13 protein-coding genes are annotated in these 15,756 nt (G+C 62.6%); 10 read left to right on the forward strand and 3 right to left on the reverse strand.

Features of this window, described 5'->3' with window-relative positions; all coding sequences use genetic code 11:
* Positions 1-2 precede the first annotated feature (2 nt).
* The 6 genes from BOP93_RS21420 to BOP93_RS21445 are packed head-to-tail and all read left to right on the forward strand — an operon-like array spanning position 3 to position 6,670.
* The gene (locus BOP93_RS21420) at positions 3-695 is read left to right on the forward strand and encodes an RDD family protein (RefSeq protein WP_104504569.1); all 693 of its coding nucleotides are present in this window, start codon (positions 3-5) and stop codon (positions 693-695) included.
* Entirely contained in the window at positions 692-1,666 is a 975-nt protein-coding gene (locus BOP93_RS21425; RefSeq protein ID WP_104504570.1) for a stage II sporulation protein M, read from the forward strand. The genes BOP93_RS21420 and BOP93_RS21425 overlap by 4 nt, the downstream gene beginning before the upstream one ends.
* On the forward strand, positions 1,653-3,182 hold the full coding sequence (locus BOP93_RS21430) for a DUF4129 domain-containing protein (protein ID WP_104504571.1): 1,530 nt from the start codon (positions 1,653-1,655) through the stop codon (positions 3,180-3,182). Before BOP93_RS21425 ends, BOP93_RS21430 begins: the two co-directional genes overlap by 14 nt.
* Entirely contained in the window at positions 3,179-4,336 is a 1,158-nt protein-coding gene (locus tag BOP93_RS21435; RefSeq protein ID WP_104504572.1) for a DUF4350 domain-containing protein, read from the forward strand. Before BOP93_RS21430 ends, BOP93_RS21435 begins: the two co-directional genes overlap by 4 nt.
* Complete coding sequence (locus BOP93_RS21440) at positions 4,333-5,331, forward strand: AAA family ATPase (protein ID WP_104504573.1); 999 nt, start codon at positions 4,333-4,335, stop codon at positions 5,329-5,331. Before BOP93_RS21435 ends, BOP93_RS21440 begins: the two co-directional genes overlap by 4 nt.
* 7 nt (positions 5,332-5,338) lie before the next feature.
* Complete coding sequence (locus BOP93_RS21445; protein WP_104504574.1) at positions 5,339-6,670, forward strand: DUF58 domain-containing protein; 1,332 nt, start codon at positions 5,339-5,341, stop codon at positions 6,668-6,670.
* Between the two features lie 38 nt (positions 6,671-6,708).
* Here BOP93_RS21445 and BOP93_RS21450 read toward each other — a convergent pair whose 3' ends face one another.
* Positions 6,709-7,068, reverse strand: a complete 360-nt coding sequence (locus BOP93_RS21450; protein ID WP_104504575.1) for a PilZ domain-containing protein — start codon at positions 7,066-7,068, stop codon at positions 6,709-6,711.
* 203 nt (positions 7,069-7,271) lie between these two features.
* On the reverse strand, positions 7,272-7,646 hold the full coding sequence (locus BOP93_RS21455) for a tetratricopeptide repeat protein (RefSeq protein ID WP_104504576.1): 375 nt from the start codon (positions 7,644-7,646) through the stop codon (positions 7,272-7,274).
* A 175-nt stretch (positions 7,647-7,821) separates the two neighbouring features.
* Between BOP93_RS21455 and pyk the strand changes: the two genes are divergently transcribed.
* On the forward strand, positions 7,822-9,273 hold the full coding sequence (pyk, locus tag BOP93_RS21460) for a pyruvate kinase (protein WP_104504577.1): 1,452 nt from the start codon (positions 7,822-7,824) through the stop codon (positions 9,271-9,273).
* 538 nt (positions 9,274-9,811) lie between these two features.
* On the opposite strand, the gene BOP93_RS21465 is transcribed toward pyk, so the two are convergent.
* Positions 9,812-10,744, reverse strand: a complete 933-nt coding sequence (locus BOP93_RS21465) for an iron-sulfur-binding ferredoxin reductase (protein ID WP_104504578.1) — start codon at positions 10,742-10,744, stop codon at positions 9,812-9,814.
* 214 nt (positions 10,745-10,958) lie between these two features.
* Between BOP93_RS21465 and BOP93_RS21470 the strand changes: the two genes are divergently transcribed.
* The 3 genes from BOP93_RS21470 (at position 10,959) to BOP93_RS21480 (ending at position 15,743) form a co-directional block, all read left to right on the forward strand.
* Positions 10,959-12,482: a fumarate hydratase gene (locus BOP93_RS21470; RefSeq protein WP_104504579.1), complete on the forward strand. Its 1,524-nt coding sequence runs from the start codon at positions 10,959-10,961 to the stop codon at positions 12,480-12,482.
* 175 nt (positions 12,483-12,657) lie between these two features.
* The gene (locus BOP93_RS21475; protein WP_104504580.1) at positions 12,658-14,424 is read left to right on the forward strand and encodes an ATP-binding protein; all 1,767 of its coding nucleotides are present in this window, start codon (positions 12,658-12,660) and stop codon (positions 14,422-14,424) included.
* Complete coding sequence (locus BOP93_RS21480) at positions 14,418-15,743, forward strand: sigma-54-dependent transcriptional regulator (RefSeq protein ID WP_104504581.1); 1,326 nt, start codon at positions 14,418-14,420, stop codon at positions 15,741-15,743. Before BOP93_RS21475 ends, BOP93_RS21480 begins: the two co-directional genes overlap by 7 nt.
* Positions 15,744-15,756 lie beyond the last annotated feature (13 nt).

The raw sequence follows: 15,756 nt of genomic DNA on the forward strand, positions 1-15,756 counted from the left end.
CAATGCCAACAGCTCCTCTGGATACCTGCTACCAGATCGAGACCCCCGAGGGTATCGACCTGCCCTTGCGACCTGCCGGCCTTGCGCCAAGGGCATTGGCCTACGCCTTCGATCTGCTCGCGCGCGGCGTGATCATGGGCATCCTGCTGGTGCCCCTGGCGCTGCTTGGCAACCTCGGCCTAGGCCTGGGCGCGCTGCTGCTGTTCCTGGTCAGTTGGTGGTACATGGTGCTGTTCGAAGTGCTCAACCAGGGCTGCTCGCCCGGCAAGCAGGTCATGGGCCTGCGGGTGGTACAGGATGACGGCACGGCCATCGGTTGGTCGGCATCACTGATCCGGAACCTGCTGCGTTTTGTCGACATGCTGCCCTTCGGCTACTTCTTCGGCGCCATCAGTTGCCTGCAACATCCGCACTTCAAGCGGCTTGGCGACCTGGCGGCGGGAACGCTGGTGGTCTACCGCGAACAGTCGCTGGCCCGCCGCCCCCTACCTCAGGCAGCCGCCCTGCGCCTGCCCTTCGCGCTGGAGCTGAGCGAACAGCGGGCCATCCTCGGTTTCGCCGAACGCCAGGCCGACCTGTCTGCCGAGCGGGTGCACGAACTGGCTGCAATCCTCGCCGCGCCCTTGCAGGTGCCTCCGGCTCGCGCCGTGGAGCAACTTAACGGTGTGGCCCGTGGTTTGCTGGGGCCGACATGAAGCAGAGCCTTTTTGAAAGCCGGCACCAGCAGCAATGGCAGACCTTCGCTGAACAGCTGAAACAGTTGGAGCGCGGCAAAGCCTGCGAGGTGGCCGACTTCCCTTATCACTATCGACGCCTGTGCCAACACCTGGCCCTGGCCCAGGAGCGCGGCTACAGCAGTTACCTGGTGGACCGCCTGCAACAACTGGCGCTGCGCGGCCACCAGCAACTGTATCGCCATCGCAGCCAAACGACGGCGAACATGGTGGCCTTCATCCTCGCCGATTTCCCGCGCCTGGTACGCGAACAATGGCGCTTCGTGCTGATCGCCAGCCTGCTGTTCTTTGGCAGCCTGCTGGGCATAGCCCTGTTGGTCTACCTGTTTCCCGACCTGATCTACAGCATCGTCAGCCCGCAACAGGTGGCCGAGATGCAAAGCATGTACGACCCCGCCGCCAGTCGTCTGGGCCGCGCGGCCGAACGCGCCTCCAGCGAAGACTGGATGATGTTTGGCTATTACGTGATGCACAACATCGGCATCGCCTTCCAGACCTTTGCCGCAGGCTTGCTGTTCGGCCTGGGCAGCGTGTTCTTCCTGGTCTTCAACGGCTTGATCATCGGCGCGGTCTCCGGGCACCTGAGTGAAATCGGCTACGGCCAGACCTTCTGGTCATTCGTGATCGGCCATGGTGCCTTCGAACTCAGCGCCATCGCACTGGCCGGTGCGGCGGGCCTGCAACTGGGCTGGTCACTGATCGCGCCAGGGCCGTTGGCACGTAGCGAATCCCTGCGCCTGGCGGCCCGCAAAAGCGTGCAGATGCTCTGCGGAGTCATGGTGTTCCTGCTGATCGCAGCGTTCATCGAAGCCTACTGGTCATCCACCACGAGCATTGCGCCGTGGATCAAATACCTGGTGGGCAGCGCACTATGGCTGCTGGTGGCCGCCTATCTGATCTTCGCTGGTCGGACTCATAATGCGCCTGACTGACGCCAGTGTGGTCATCCGCCCGCGTACCTCCTGGGAAGCCATGGACCTCGGCGTACTGATGGCCCGGGAACATCGTGCAGTGCTGATGGGCAGTTGGGCGCTGGTCAGCCTGCCTGTGTTCCTGCTGCTCACCGCGCTGCTGTGGCAGTACCCGTCTTACGCCCTATTCCTGTTCTGGTGGCTCAAGCCTGCCTTCGAGCGCTTACCGTTGTACATTCTTTCCAAGGCCCTGTTTGGTGAAACGCCGAGCCTGAAGCAGTCCGTTCGCCAGTGGCCACGCCTGCTCAAGGGGCAACTGTTCGCCAGCCTGACCTGGCGCCGGCTGAGCCTGAGCCGCAGCTTCATGCTGCCGGTGAACCAGCTCGAAGGCCTGGATGGGCCAGTGCGTCAACAACGCCTGGGCGTACTGCAACAGCGCAATGCAGGTGCCGCGCGCTGGCTGACGATTATCGGGGTGCATCTGGAGATCGGCCTATGGTTCGGGTGCATGGCGCTGTTCTATCTATTCATCCCGGAGCAGGTCGAACTGGATTGGGACTGGCAGCGGCTGGTACTGGCGACAGGCCCGCAGGGGCTATGGCTGGAACACCTGAGCAACGCGTTCTATGCGCTGGTCCTGGTGTTCTGGGAGCCCATCTACGTCGCCTGCGGTTTCAGCCTGTACCTCAACCGTCGCACCGTTCTGGAAGCCTGGGACCTGGAACTGGTGTTTCGCCGGTTGCGCCAACGCCTGAGCGGTGTCGCGCCGCTGTTGCTGCTGGTCGTCGGGCTCACGCTGGTGCAACTGAGCCCATCGGCGCAGGCCGATCAAACCGCTGATCTGAAGCCCCTCGGCACCCAGGCGGCCAGCCAATCGATCAAGGCGCTATTGGAAAAACCGCCGTTCAAGAATCCGCAAACCGTCACCCGTTATCGTTTTGGCGAGGAAAAACCCGCCACGCCCCCCAAAGCCCATGGGGACGGTAAATTACCTGCCTGGCTCCAGCAATTGCTCGACAACCTCAACAGCAACACCTTCAAGCACGTGGCCCAAGGCTTGGAGATACTGTTATGGAGCGTGGTGATTGGCGGGCTGGCCCTGGTGGTATGGCGCTACCGTGAATGGCTGCGCACATTTGTCAGCCGCAAACGGCGACCTCAACCCAACATAGCAAGACCTGCGCCTGCCCAATTGTTCGGCCTGGAACTGGGGGTCGAGACATTGCCCGACGATATCGCCAGCGCCGCCGAACAGCTATGGCCCACCCGCCCGCGGGAAGCCCTGGGCCTGCTGTATCGCGGCCTGCTCAGCCGGCTGCTGCATGAATTCAACCTGCCACTCAAAAGTGCCGACACCGAGGGCCAGGTGCTGGAGCGTATTCATCAGTTGCAGCAACCGCAGTTGCTGGCATTCAGCAGCGAATTGACCGCTCACTGGCAAAACCTCGCCTATGGCCATCGACTGCCTCCCGGCACCGCCCAGCAAAAGCTGTGCAGCGATTGGCGCGCACTCTTCAGTAGCGGAGCCAGCCAATGAACCGGCCATTACTGTGGATTGCCGCGCTGCTGGCCTGCCTGTTGGGAGCGGGCGGCCTGTATGCCTGGCACAAGGCAATTCCCTATGAGGAGGTTGTGGATCGTGGCCCATCGCCGGAGGCACTGGCCAACCCCTACCTCGCGGCGGAGGATTTCCTGCGCCGGCAAGGCCTGGCGGTAACACAGGCCAACGGGCTTGAGCGGCTTGCCGATCTGCCCGCCCCAGGCCACAGCCTGCTGTTGCTGGGGGAGCGTGGCAACATGACTCCAGGCCAGGTCGAACAACTGCTGGCGTGGGCAAAAGCCGGGGGGCACCTGTTACTGGTGGCCGAGGCGTTATGGGATGAAGAGACCGGTAAAAGCGGCGACCTGCTGCTCGATCGTCTCAATCTTCACCAAACCCTTAGCGATGACTTCGACGAGCCGGCGGCGCCGCGCAAAAAGATCGCGCCGGACCTCACGAAACTGTATGTCGACAATGAAACCGCGCCGGCTTATTTCAGTTTTGACACCGACTTCAACCTTACCGACCCCAGGCACCTGGCGCAGTTTTCAGCCAACAGCGCCAAGTCCAGCCATCTGATGCAACTTGACCTGGGGCGAGGCCGCGTTACGGTGCTCACCGACAGCGACCTGTGGAAAACCCCGAGCATCGGCAAGCACGACAATGCCTGGCTGCTGTGGTACCTGAACCAGGGCACCGACGTCACCCTGCTGTTCAACAGCGATGCGGACAACCTGCTTACCCTGCTGGCCCGTTACTTCCCCCAGGCCCTCGTCGCGCTGGTCGCACTGCTTGCCCTGGCACTCTGGCACGCCGGCCTGCGCCAGGGCCCGATCCAGGCACCCGCACCCAAGGCGCGTCGACAGCTACAGGAGCATTTGCGCGCCAGCGCCGACTTCCTGCTACGCCGCAGCGGCCAGGGCGCCTTGCTGCAAGCCTTGCAGCAGGATTTACTGCGCACCGCCCGGCGCCGTCACCCCGGCTTTGAACACCTCGACATGGCAGAACAATGTCAGGTGCTGGAACACCTGACGCGACAACCCTCCCCTATCATCCGCCAGGCACTCGGCGCACCTGCGCTGAAACGGCTCTCCAGCGCCGATTTCAGCCAACAGGTGGCGTGTCTGCAAACCCTCAGGAATGCCCTATGAGCGACTCTCCAATGGCCACAACCCTGAACGCAGAAAATACTATCCAAACCGCAAGTCAACAGGCCCAGGCCCTGCGCGTTGAATTACGCAAGGCAGTCATTGGCCAGGACGCGGTGATCGATGACGTGCTCACCGCATTGATTGCAGGTGGCCATGTGCTGCTTGAGGGTGTGCCCGGCCTTGGCAAAACCTTGCTGGTGCGTGCCCTGGCCCGTTGCTTCGGCGGCGATTTCGCACGCATCCAGTTCACGCCGGACCTGATGCCCAGCGACGTCACCGGCCACGCGGTGTATGACCTGCAGACCGAACAGTTCAAGCTGCGCAAGGGGCCGTTGTTCACTCACCTGCTGCTGGCCGACGAAATCAACCGCGCCCCGGCCAAGACCCAGGCCGCACTGCTCGAAGCCATGCAGGAGCGCCAGGTCACCCTGGAGGGCGAGGCATTGCCCATCGGCGCGCCGTTCATGGTGCTTGCCACCCAGAACCCGATCGAACAGGAAGGCACCTACCCGTTGCCCGAAGCCGAGTTGGACCGCTTCATGCTCAAGGTGCGCATGGACTATCCCGACGCCCAACAGGAAGTGGACATGGTGCGCGAAGTGACCCGCTCGTCCAGGGCCGACATGCTCGATGTGCAACCGTTGCGTACCGTGCTGCAAGCCGAAGACGTGGTGCAGATGCAACAGATTGCCAGCGGCATGCCCCTGGATGAACAGGTGCTCGACTATGCCGTACGCCTGGCGCGGGCCACGCGCAGTTGGCCGGGCTTGACCATCGGCGCAGGCCCACGGGCCTCTATCGCCCTGATTCGCGGCGCTCGTGCCCGTGCGCTGTTGCGCGGCGGCGACTTCGTGACCCCGGATGACGTCAAGGGATGCGCCCTGGCGGTGCTGCGTCACCGCGTACGGCTCGCGCCCGAACTGGACATCGATGGCCTGGAGGTGGACCAGGTGATCAAGCAGTTGCTCGACCAGATTGCGGCCCCCAGGCAGTAACGCCAGCATGAAACCGACCCGTCTGTTCCTGACCTGGCTGGGTGTCCTGTTGGCCCTCAGTATCCTGCTGGGCGCGTCGATGGCCTTGCAGGTCAAGGTGCCCGATACCTTGCACGCAATCGCCTGGGGCCTGCTATTGGCCCTGCTGGTACTGGCGATGCTCGATGCCATACGGTTACGCCGCCGCCCTTCGGTGCGTGTGCGCAGGGCGTTGCCCGGCAGCCTGGCATTGGGGCGCTGGGGAGAAGTGCGCCTGTCACTGGAACACGACTATCCACAACCGCTGACCGTGCAGGTGTTCGATCACGTGCCCGACGGGCTGGTTGTGGATAACCTGCCGCAATCCATTTTGCTGCGCCCGGGCGAGCGTGGTGAGTTGGGCTATCGTGTGCGCCCCGTGCGACGTGGACATTTCAGCTTCAGCCGCTGCGAAATCCACCTGCCCAGCCCGTTGGGGTTGTGGTCGGCGCGGCGCTGGCTCGACGTCCCGGACGCCACTCGCGTGTACCCGGACTTCGCGCGCTTGTCCGGTGCGCAGTTGCAGGGGGTGGATAACTGGCTGAGCCAACTGGGTGTGCGCCAGCATCAGCGGCGTGGACCGGGCCTGGAGTTTCATCAATTACGCGAATTTCGCGACGGCGACAGCCTGCGTCAGATCGACTGGAAAGCCACGGCACGACAACGCACGCCGATTGCCCGGGAATATGAGGATGAGCGTGACCAACAGATTGTATTCATGCTCGATTGCGGCCGGCGCATGCGCAGCCAGGACGACGAGTTGTCCCACTTTGATCACGCCCTGGATGCCTGCCTGTTACTGGGTTACGTCGCCTTGCGCCAAGGCGATGCAGTCGGGCTGTGTACCTTTGCCGGCGACCAGCCGCGTTACCTGGCGCCGGCCAAGGGCAGCGGCCAGTTGAACGTCTTGCTCAATGCCGTCTACGACTTGCACAGCACACGCAAGACAGCTGACTACGAGGCCGCCGCCAGCCAATTGCTGGCTCGGCAAAAACGCCGCGCATTGGTGATCGTGGTCACTAACCTGCGCGATGAAGACGATGAGGCACTGGTGAGTGCGATCAAGCGCATCGCTCGGCACCACCGCGTGCTGATCGCGAGTTTGCGAGAAGAAGTACTCGATCAATTGCGCCAGGCCCCGGTGCAAACCCTGCCCGAAGCATTGGCCTACAGCGGCGCGATTGACTACCTCAACAGGCGCAACCAGCTGCATGACCGCCTGGATGCCCATGGGCTGCCCGTGCTGGATAGCTTGCCGTCGGCATTGGGTGCCGCGCTGGTGACGCGTTACCTGCGCTGGAAAAAAGCCGGCGTGTTCTGAACGCATGCGCAGCCGCCATTGCCGACTGCATCTGCTGTTCAGGCGGATGCCTGGAGAGGATCAAAACTGAAGTACTGCAACAAGGCGCTGATCAGTTGTGCATAACCTTCACATGCCTGAAGCACGCGGAAACCTGAGTCGTAATGCTGCGGGTTGACGTCTTCACGGCTCCACAGACAGGTCGCGGTGATGTCAACCGCGTGGAACTCGCCGTCAGGGGCCGGAATCTTCACGCGCAACTCAAAATCAGCGTTGATCATCATCGGTAACTGGCTGATCAACATCAGCCCATCCTCGGAAACGTCGCCCAGAAAACCGATTGGCTTGTCCGTAAGCCGATTGAACACCTGCAAGAAATAAGGCAGTTGATGCCGTTCGATCCGTCGTTCGATAAACATGGTGAAGTCGCCATCCCATAAAGCCAGTGATTCGGAACGAGCCCATCGCCCGCCCTCCCTGGATATCGGTGTGACAAACGGTCGTCGTCACGAGACAGCTACCGAACCCGGGTTGCATTCTTTCGAATAGAAAGTTGTACAAATATGCATTCAAAGAATAGCTCAAGACTGGCAACAGGCCAGTTATCAAACGACAAATATCATTACAAAGAAGTCGGCCGCGGTTGCGCCACGCTTGCGCCAGAGTAGTGCCCCAACTGGCGCAAGGTATCGAGCCTCGCACGGGCGCGGTAAGCGTACTCGCTGGAAGGGTACTGACTGATGATGAACTGGTAGGTTTGGGCGGCATCGACGAACAGTTTCTGCCGTTCCAGGCACTGCCCGCGCAGCATCGAAACCTCGGGTTGCACATAGCGACGGGTACGGCTTTCGCGGTCGACCTGGGACAACTCCAGGGTAACCCGCGCGCAATCACCCACCCCATAGGCACGGTAAGCGTTGTTCAAATGGTGGTCCATTGACCAGCGGGTGCAGCCGACAACACTGACGGCCAGGGCAGCAACGAGCAAAATTCGCATGGGGGTTCTCCTGTCTTGTGCAGTGTATCGACCCCTTGCCGAAAATCTTCAAGGGTGTTCGCCTTTTCAACCGCCGCAAAAACAAGCCGATCGTCGATAAGTAGTGCAAACGAACAATGACTACAACGAAAGAGCATAGTAGCCTTCCCCAGCGCTTGAACTCAGGAGTCTGTGCATGTCCGTCCGTCGTACCAAAATCGTCGCCACCCTTGGCCCGGCCAGCAACTCGCCGGAAGTCCTCGAACAGCTGATTCTGGCTGGTTTGGACGTTGCCCGTCTGAACTTCTCCCACGGCACCCCGGACGAGCACAAGGCTCGCGCCAAGCTGGTGCGTGACCTGGCCGCCAAACACGGCCGCTTCGTGGCACTGCTGGGTGACCTGCAAGGCCCGAAGATCCGTATCGCCAAATTCGCCAACAAGCGGATCGAGCTGAAGATCGGTGACAAATTCACCTTCTCCACCAGCCATCCGCTGACTGAAGGCACCCAGGACGTGGTCGGCATCGACTACCCGGACCTGGTCAAGGACTGCGGCGTCGGCGACGAACTGCTGCTCGATGACGGCCGCGTGGTCATGCGCGTCGACACCGCGACCCCGACCGAACTGCATTGCACCGTGATCATCGGCGGCCCGTTGTCCGACCACAAAGGCATCAACCGTCGCGGCGGTGGCCTGACCGCACCGGCCCTGACTGAAAAAGACAAGGCCGACATCAAGCTCGCCGCCGAGATGGAAGTGGACTACCTCGCCGTGTCCTTCCCGCGCGACGCCGCCGACATGGAATACGCCCGTAAACTGCGCGACGAAGCCGGTGGTACCGCTTGGCTGGTGGCGAAGATCGAACGCGCCGAAGCCGTGGCCGATGACGAAACCCTCGACGGCCTGATCAAGGCGTCCGACGCCGTGATGGTTGCCCGTGGCGACCTGGGCGTGGAAATCGGCGATGCCGAGCTAATCGGTATCCAGAAGAAGATCATCCTGCACGCGCGCCGCCACAACAAAGCGGTGATCGTTGCGACCCAGATGATGGAGTCGATGATCCAGAACCCGATGCCGACCCGCGCCGAAGTGTCCGACGTGGCCAACGCCGTGCTCGACTACACCGACGCCGTGATGCTCTCGGCTGAAAGCGCTGCCGGCCCATACCCGTTGGAGGCCGTCCAGGCCATGGCGCGCATCTGCGTCGGCGCTGAAAAGCACCCCACCAGCAAGACCTCCAGCCACCGCATCGGCAAGGTTTTCGAAAGCTGCGACCAGAGCATCGCCCTGGCGGCCATGTACACCGCCAACCACTTCCCGGGCGTCAAGGCAATCATCGCCCTGACCGAAAGTGGCTATACCCCGTTGATCATGTCGCGCATCCGTTCCTCGGTGCCGATCTACGCGTTCACCCCTCACCGCGAAGCCCAGGCCCGCGCGGCGATGTTCCGCGGCGTGTACACCATTCCCTTCGATCCGGCCTCGCTGGCACCCAACGAAGTCAGCCAGAAAGCCATCGACGAGCTGGTCAAACGCGGCGTCGTAGAGAAAGGCGACTGGGTCATCCTGACCAAAGGTGACAGCTACCACACCACCGGTGGCACCAATGGCATGAAGATCCTGCATGTGGGCGACCCGCAGTACTGAGTGACACGCTGAAAAAAATAAAAGCCCCGCCATGAGAATGGCGGGGCTTTTTGCATTTAAGGGATCATCGCGGCGAGCTATCTACACAACCGCTGTTCGCAGCCCCCACGCTAACCACGATGCGAAGCGAGCCGCTCTTGACCTTGATCTTGATCTGCTTTTGATCTTAGGCGCCCCGTCAAACCACGCTGGCCGGAATTCGCCATGGATTTGGGGGGTAAACCGGCAGGGATGCCGGTTTAGCCGCCCCGCGCCATGGATGGCGCGTGGCGGCGGCCCCCCAAATCCATGGCGGATTACGGGCACACCGAGCCTAAGCGAGGTGCCGAGTGGTGGGGCAAGAGCGTTTTGCTTACTTTTGCGCTTTTCAAAAGTGAGCCGCCGTCAGGGCGGAACCCTAAGTGGCCGTTACCGCAGAAACGGATATGTACTCGGTCTGATCCAGAATCCTGGTCGGCCCAGAGGCCGCCATCGGGGGCAAGCCCCCTCCCACAGTTAACCGCGTACACCCGCAACGCCTGTGCTCGACAGCCAGCGTTCAACCACGGGGCAGGAATACATCGGCCAGCAGTTGATTACGCGGCAGCCCCGCCAGGAACAAGCGTTTGGAAAAGGCTTCGACGCTGTCAGGATGCCCGCAGACTAAGGCCAGCGTTTGCCGCGATATGAGCCGCAGTTGCCCCAATGCCTGGGCCAACTCATGTGCGGTCCACAACTCCACTGTAAGATTCTGATGCTGCGCGGCCAGCGCCATCAGGGGTTCGGCCAGATAATGCCCATCAGCATCATGCGCCAGATGAACCACGCGAATGGCACCTTGGTGATCCTGGCGCAACGCCTCACGCAGCACCCCCCACAAGGGCCCCAGCCCGGTACCGGAGGCGAGCAGCCACAGCGGTCGCGCCTGCCAGTCCGGATCGTAATGCAGCGCCCCGCCGCGCAACTCGCCCAGGCGCAGACAATCACCCAGGTTCAACTGTCGCGCCGCATCGCTGAATTCACCGGGTAAGCGGCAATCCAGATGAAACTCCAGGTACGGATCCTCCTGCGGCAAACTCGCCAGGGAATACGGCCGCGCCACCTGCCCCGCCCACAACACCAGGTGCTGCCCGGCCCTGTACCGCAGGCCGCGCTCGGGTTGCAGGCGCAGACGCAGCACCGATGCCGTCAGCCAATCGGCACCCACCACCTGCGCCGCCACACCATCGCGCACAGGATCAAAGGCTTCGACCTGCAGATCGCCAACCACCTGGCACTGGCACGCCAGGCGCCAACCATGCTGGCGCTGCTGCGGGCTCAACGCGTCAGGTTGGCGGTCCTGAACCTCGCCCTGGCAACGTACCAGGCAGGCATGGCAACTGCCGGCGCGGCAACTGTAGGGCACGGCCACACCTGCCTGGTTCAGGGCATCCAGCAGGTTGCTGCCGGTGGCGACCGACCAGTGGCGTTCGCCGACGTGCAGTTCAGGCATATAAAGGCTCTATCAGAAGGGACGCGCACAGGGAATCATGCCTGCGACAGTTTGACCATAGTCGGGTGTATCGGCCACCGCCACGGGTTATACTGCCGCGCCTTTTTAGCGTCGCGCCTGCACCAATGGCGTGCCTGTGGAAGGTGGCTTCAGCCGACCGATGCAACACTGAAGCCACCTTTATTGAATGTTCCCTTATAGAGGAGCGCGACTCATGACCGTGATCAAGCAAGACGACCTGATTCAGAGCGTTGCCGACGCCCTGCAATTCATTTCCTACTACCACCCGGTTGATTTCATCCAGGCGATGCACGAGGCCTACCTGCGCGAAGAATCGCCGGCGGCCCGTGACTCCATCGCCCAGATCCTGATCAACTCGCGCATGTGCGCCACCGGCCATCGCCCGATCTGCCAGGACACCGGCATCGTCACCGTGTTCGTGCGCGTGGGCATGGACGTACGTTGGGATGGCGCCACCATGGGCCTGGACGACATGATCAACGAAGGCGTGCGTCGCGCCTACAACCTGCCGGAAAACGTCCTGCGCGCATCCATCCTCGCCGACCCGGCAGGTGCGCGCAAAAACACCAAGGACAACACCCCGGCGGTGATCCACTACTCCATCGTCCCGGGTAACACCGTGGAAGTGGACGTGGCCGCCAAGGGCGGTGGTTCCGAAAACAAGTCGAAAATGGCGATGCTCAACCCGTCCGACTCGATCGTCGACTGGGTGCTCAAGACCGTTCCGACCATGGGCGCCGGCTGGTGCCCACCGGGCATGCTCGGCATCGGCATCGGCGGCACGGCCGAGAAAGCCGCGGTGATGGCCAAGGAAGTGTTGATGGAATCCATCGACATCCATGAACTGAAGAAGCGCGGCCCGCAGAACCGTATCGAAGAGATGCGCCTGGAGCTGTTCGAGAAGGTCAACCAACTGGGCATCGGCGCCCAGGGCCTGGGTGGCCTGACCACCGTGCTCGACGTGAAGATCATGGACTACCCGACTCACGCCGCTTCCCTGCCGGTGTGCATGATCCCCAACTGCGCCGCCACCCGCCATGCGCATTTCGTGCTCGACGGTTCGGGCCCGGCATCGCTGGAAGCGCCATCGTTGGACGCCTACCCGGAGATCGTCTGGGAAGCCGGCCCATCGGCCCGTCGCGTCAACCTCGATACCCTGACTCCGGAAGAAGTGCAGAGCTGGAAGCCGGGCGAAACCGTGTTGCTCAACGGCAAGATGCTCACCGGCCGCGACGCCGCGCACAAGCGCATGGTCGAGATGCTGAACAAGGGCGAGACCCTGCCGGTGGACCTCAAGGGTCGCTTCATCTACTACGTCGGCCCGGTTGATCCGGTGCGCGAAGAAGTGGTTGGCCCGGCAGGCCCGACCACCGCGACGCGAATGGACAAGTTCACCCGTCAGATCCTCGAACAGACCGGCCTGTTGGGCATGATCGGCAAATCCGAGCGCGGCCCGACCGCTATCGAAGCGATCAAGGACCACAAGGCCGTCTACCTGATGGCCGTAGGCGGTGCCGCTTACCTGGTGGCCCAAGCCATCAAGCAATCGCGCGTCGTCGCTTTCGCCGAACTGGGCATGGAAGCGATCTACGAGTTCGACGTGAAGGACATGCCGGTTACCGTTGCGGTGGACAGCAACGGCGAGTCGGTACACATCACCGGCCCTGCCATCTGGCAGAAGAAGATCAGTGAGAGCCTGGCGGTGGAAGTGCAGTAAGCACCTCCCTCCAAGGATAAAGGCGACTGCGGCCCCAAGGCCCAGTCGCCTTTTTTTTTGATGAGTGCAGTCAAATGTGGGAGGGGGCTTGCTCCCTCCCACACAAGCCCCCTCACTGCACTACCCAATGGCTCATGGTATGGTGCTCGCCCCTTACCGGCCTGTTCATCATCGTATGATCGCGATCCCTCGCCCCCTGCGCCTGACGTTCTATTCCCTGCTGATCATCGCCGGTGCCGTGCTGGCTGCCGCCCTGGCCACGCGCCATGCCGAACGCCAGGCCCTGGTGGACGATGCCGCTCGCGCCAACCAGCAGCTCGCGCTGTATGCCAACTCGCTGCACACCCTGATCGAACGCTACCGCGCCCTGCCCGCCGTGCTGGCCCTGGACTCGGAGATGATCAACGCCTTGAAGGGCCCGCTGGATGCCGGCACCCAGGACCTGCTCAACCGCAAACTGGAGCGCATCAACAGCGCCGCGCAGTCGTCCACCCTGGAATTGATGGACCGCACCGGCCTGGCCATCGCCGCCAGCAACTGGAAACTGCCCAGCAGTTATGTGGGACACAACTACGCATTTCGGCCTTATTTCAGCCAGACCCTGAGCCAGGGCACCGGGCGCTTTTATGCCGTGGGGGTGACCACCGGGATCCCGGGCTACTTCCTTTCCAGCGCGGTGGTCGATGAGCACGAGCAGTTCCTTGGCGCCATGGTGGTCAAGCTGGAGTTTCCCGAGCTGGAGCGCGAATGGGCCCAGGGCAATGACTTGCTGCTGGTCAGCGATGCACGCGGCATTGTGTTTATCGCCAACCAGCCGGGCTGGCGCTATCGCAACCTGCGGCCGTTGTCAGAGAGCGACCTGGCTGAACTCAAGGCCACCCGTCAATACGACAAGAAGCAACTGCAGCCGCTGGAGACCCGCACCCTGCAACGCTTCGACGACAACAGCCACTTGATGCGCGTCAACGGCCCCGACGGCAGCGCCAACTACATCTGGGAGTCGCTGCCGCTCAAGTCCGAAGGCTGGACCCTGCACCTGCTGCGCAAACCCCAGTTCCCGCTGGAAGACCAGCGCAACGCCGGCCTTGCCGCCGCCGGTTCGTGGCTGGCCCTGGTGTTTCTTGTGCTGTTCCTGAGCCAGCGTTGGCGCCTGGCGCGCCTGCGTCAACGCAGCCGCGAAGAGCTTGAGCAATTGGTCGAGGAGCGCACCCAGGCCCTGCGCACCGCCCAGGATGGCCTGGTGCAGTCGGCCAAACTGGCGGCGCTGGGGCAGATGTCCGCTGCTCTTGCCCACGAAATCAACCAACCGCTGACCGCGCAACGCATGCAATTGGCGACGCTGCGGCTGTTGCTCGACCACGGCCGCGTGGACGATGCCTACAAGGCACTCACACCGCTGGATGACATGCTCACGCGCATGGCGGCGCTGACGGGCCACCTCAAGACCTTCGCCCGCAAAAGCCCCAGCGGCCTGCGCGAACGCCTGGACCTGGCCACCGTGGTCGACCAGTCCCTGCACCTGCTCGACGCGCGCCTGCGCGATGAACATATCGGCCTGGCGCTGGACCTGACCCGCCCTGCCTGGGTACGCGGCGACGCGATTCGCCTCGAACAAGTATTGATCAACCTGCTGCGCAACGCCCTGGATGCCATGGTCGACAGGCCGCGCAAACGCCTGGAAATCCGTTTGCATGCCGACCAACAGCTCTGGCAGTTAAGCGTCAGCGACAGCGGTGGCGGGATTGCCGAAGAACACTTGAACAACGTCTTCGACCCCTTCTTCACCACCAAACCAGTGGGCGACGGGCTCGGCTTGGGGTTGGCGGTGTCCTACGCTATCGTGCACGAACTGGGCGGACGCCTGATCGCCGGCAACCGGGGCGACGGCGCAGTGTTTACCTTGACCTTGCCTGTCGCGCTGGAGACGCCCGATCTATGTTGAATGCGGTGATTGTGGTCGATGACGAAGCCAGCATTCGTACGGCCGTCGAACAATGGTTGAGCCTGTCGGGTTTCGAGGTGCAGTTGTTCAGCCGTGCCGAAGAATGCCTGGCGCAGTTGCCCAGGGACTTCCCCGGCGTGATCCTGAGCGATGTGCGCATGCCCGGTCTCAGCGGCCTGGAGTTGCTGGCCGAAGTCCAGCGCCGCGATGCCGACCTGCCGGTCATCCTGCTCACCGGCCATGGCGATGTCCCCATGGCCGTCGACGCCATGCGCGATGGTGCCTACGACTTCCTGGAAAAACCCTTCAGCCCGGATACCCTGCTCAATAGCCTGCGTCGAGCGCTCGACAAACGTGGCCTGGTCCTGGAAAACCGCCGCCTGCATCAGCAGGCCGACCATCGCGCCCAGCTCGAATCCAGCCTGCTGGGTGTGTCCCGCAGTCTGCAGAACCTGCGCCGTCAGGTGCTGGACCTGGCCACGCTGCCGGTCAATGTGTTGATCCGTGGCGAGACCGGCAGCGGCAAGGAACTGGTCGCCCGCTGCCTGCATGATTTCGGCCCACGGGCGAAGAAGCCGTTTGTCGCGCTCAATTGCGCGGCCATTCCCGAGCAACTGTTCGAGGCCGAGTTGTTCGGCCATGAAAGCGGCGCGTTCACCGGCGCCCAGGGCAAGCGTATCGGCAAGCTGGAGTATGCCCACGGCGGCACGCTGTTCCTCGATGAAATCGAAAGCATGCCCCTGGCCCAACAGGTGAAATTGTTGCGGGTGCTGCAGGAGCAGAAGCTGGAGCGGTTGGGCTCCAATCAAAGCATCCAGGTGGATTTGCGCATCATTGCCGCCACCAAGCCGGACCTGCTGGAAGAGGCCCGTGCCGGGCGGTTTCGCGAAGACCTGGCGTATCGCCTGAACGTCGCGCAACTGCGCCTGCCGGCGCTGCGCGAGCGGCGCGAAGATATTCCGCTGCTGTATGAGCATTTTGCGCAAAGCGCTGCCGAGCGCTTGGGCCGCCAGGTCGAGCCCTTGAGCGGGCTGCAATTGGGGCGCCTGCTCAGTCATGACTGGCCGGGCAACGTGCGTGAGCTGGCGAACGTCGCCGAGCGCCAGGTACTGGGGCTTGGAGAGCCAGAACCTGAAGGTGTCGAGGCCGGGCAATCGTTGGCGGCGCAACAGGAAGCCTTCGAGGCGCATTGCCTGAAAGCTGCGCTGGCCCGGCATAAAGGCGATATCAAGGCGGTGCTCGCCGAGCTGCAACTGCCGCGCCGCACCTTCAATGAAAAGATGCAGCGGCATGGGTTGGCAAGGGAGATGTTTCTCTAGCGGCCTTCCGATC

It is taken from the genome of Pseudomonas orientalis (assembly GCF_002934065.1).
Lineage (GTDB): Bacteria > Pseudomonadota > Gammaproteobacteria > Pseudomonadales > Pseudomonadaceae > Aquipseudomonas > Aquipseudomonas orientalis_A.

Coding starts and splice junctions, on each gene's coding strand:
- BOP93_RS21435 (WP_104504572.1), top strand. CDS start 3,179: ATGAACCGGCCATTACTGTGGATTGCCGCGCTGCTGGCCTGCCTGTTG.
- pyk (WP_104504577.1), top strand. CDS start 7,822: ATGTCCGTCCGTCGTACCAAAATCGTCGCCACCCTTGGCCCGGCCAGC.
- BOP93_RS21440 (WP_104504573.1), top strand. CDS start 4,333: ATGAGCGACTCTCCAATGGCCACAACCCTGAACGCAGAAAATACTATC.
- BOP93_RS21450 (WP_104504575.1), bottom strand. CDS start 7,068: ATGTTTATCGAACGACGGATCGAACGGCATCAACTGCCTTATTTCTTG.
- BOP93_RS21445 (WP_104504574.1), top strand. CDS start 5,339: ATGAAACCGACCCGTCTGTTCCTGACCTGGCTGGGTGTCCTGTTGGCC.
- BOP93_RS21425 (WP_104504570.1), top strand. CDS start 692: ATGAAGCAGAGCCTTTTTGAAAGCCGGCACCAGCAGCAATGGCAGACC.
- BOP93_RS21430 (WP_104504571.1), top strand. CDS start 1,653: ATGCGCCTGACTGACGCCAGTGTGGTCATCCGCCCGCGTACCTCCTGG.
- BOP93_RS21465 (WP_104504578.1), bottom strand. CDS start 10,744: ATGCCTGAACTGCACGTCGGCGAACGCCACTGGTCGGTCGCCACCGGC.
- BOP93_RS21480 (WP_104504581.1), top strand. CDS start 14,418: ATGTTGAATGCGGTGATTGTGGTCGATGACGAAGCCAGCATTCGTACG.
- BOP93_RS21470 (WP_104504579.1), top strand. CDS start 10,959: ATGACCGTGATCAAGCAAGACGACCTGATTCAGAGCGTTGCCGACGCC.
- BOP93_RS21455 (WP_104504576.1), bottom strand. CDS start 7,646: ATGCGAATTTTGCTCGTTGCTGCCCTGGCCGTCAGTGTTGTCGGCTGC.
- BOP93_RS21475 (WP_104504580.1), top strand. CDS start 12,658: ATGATCGCGATCCCTCGCCCCCTGCGCCTGACGTTCTATTCCCTGCTG.
- BOP93_RS21420 (WP_104504569.1), top strand. CDS start 3: ATGCCAACAGCTCCTCTGGATACCTGCTACCAGATCGAGACCCCCGAG.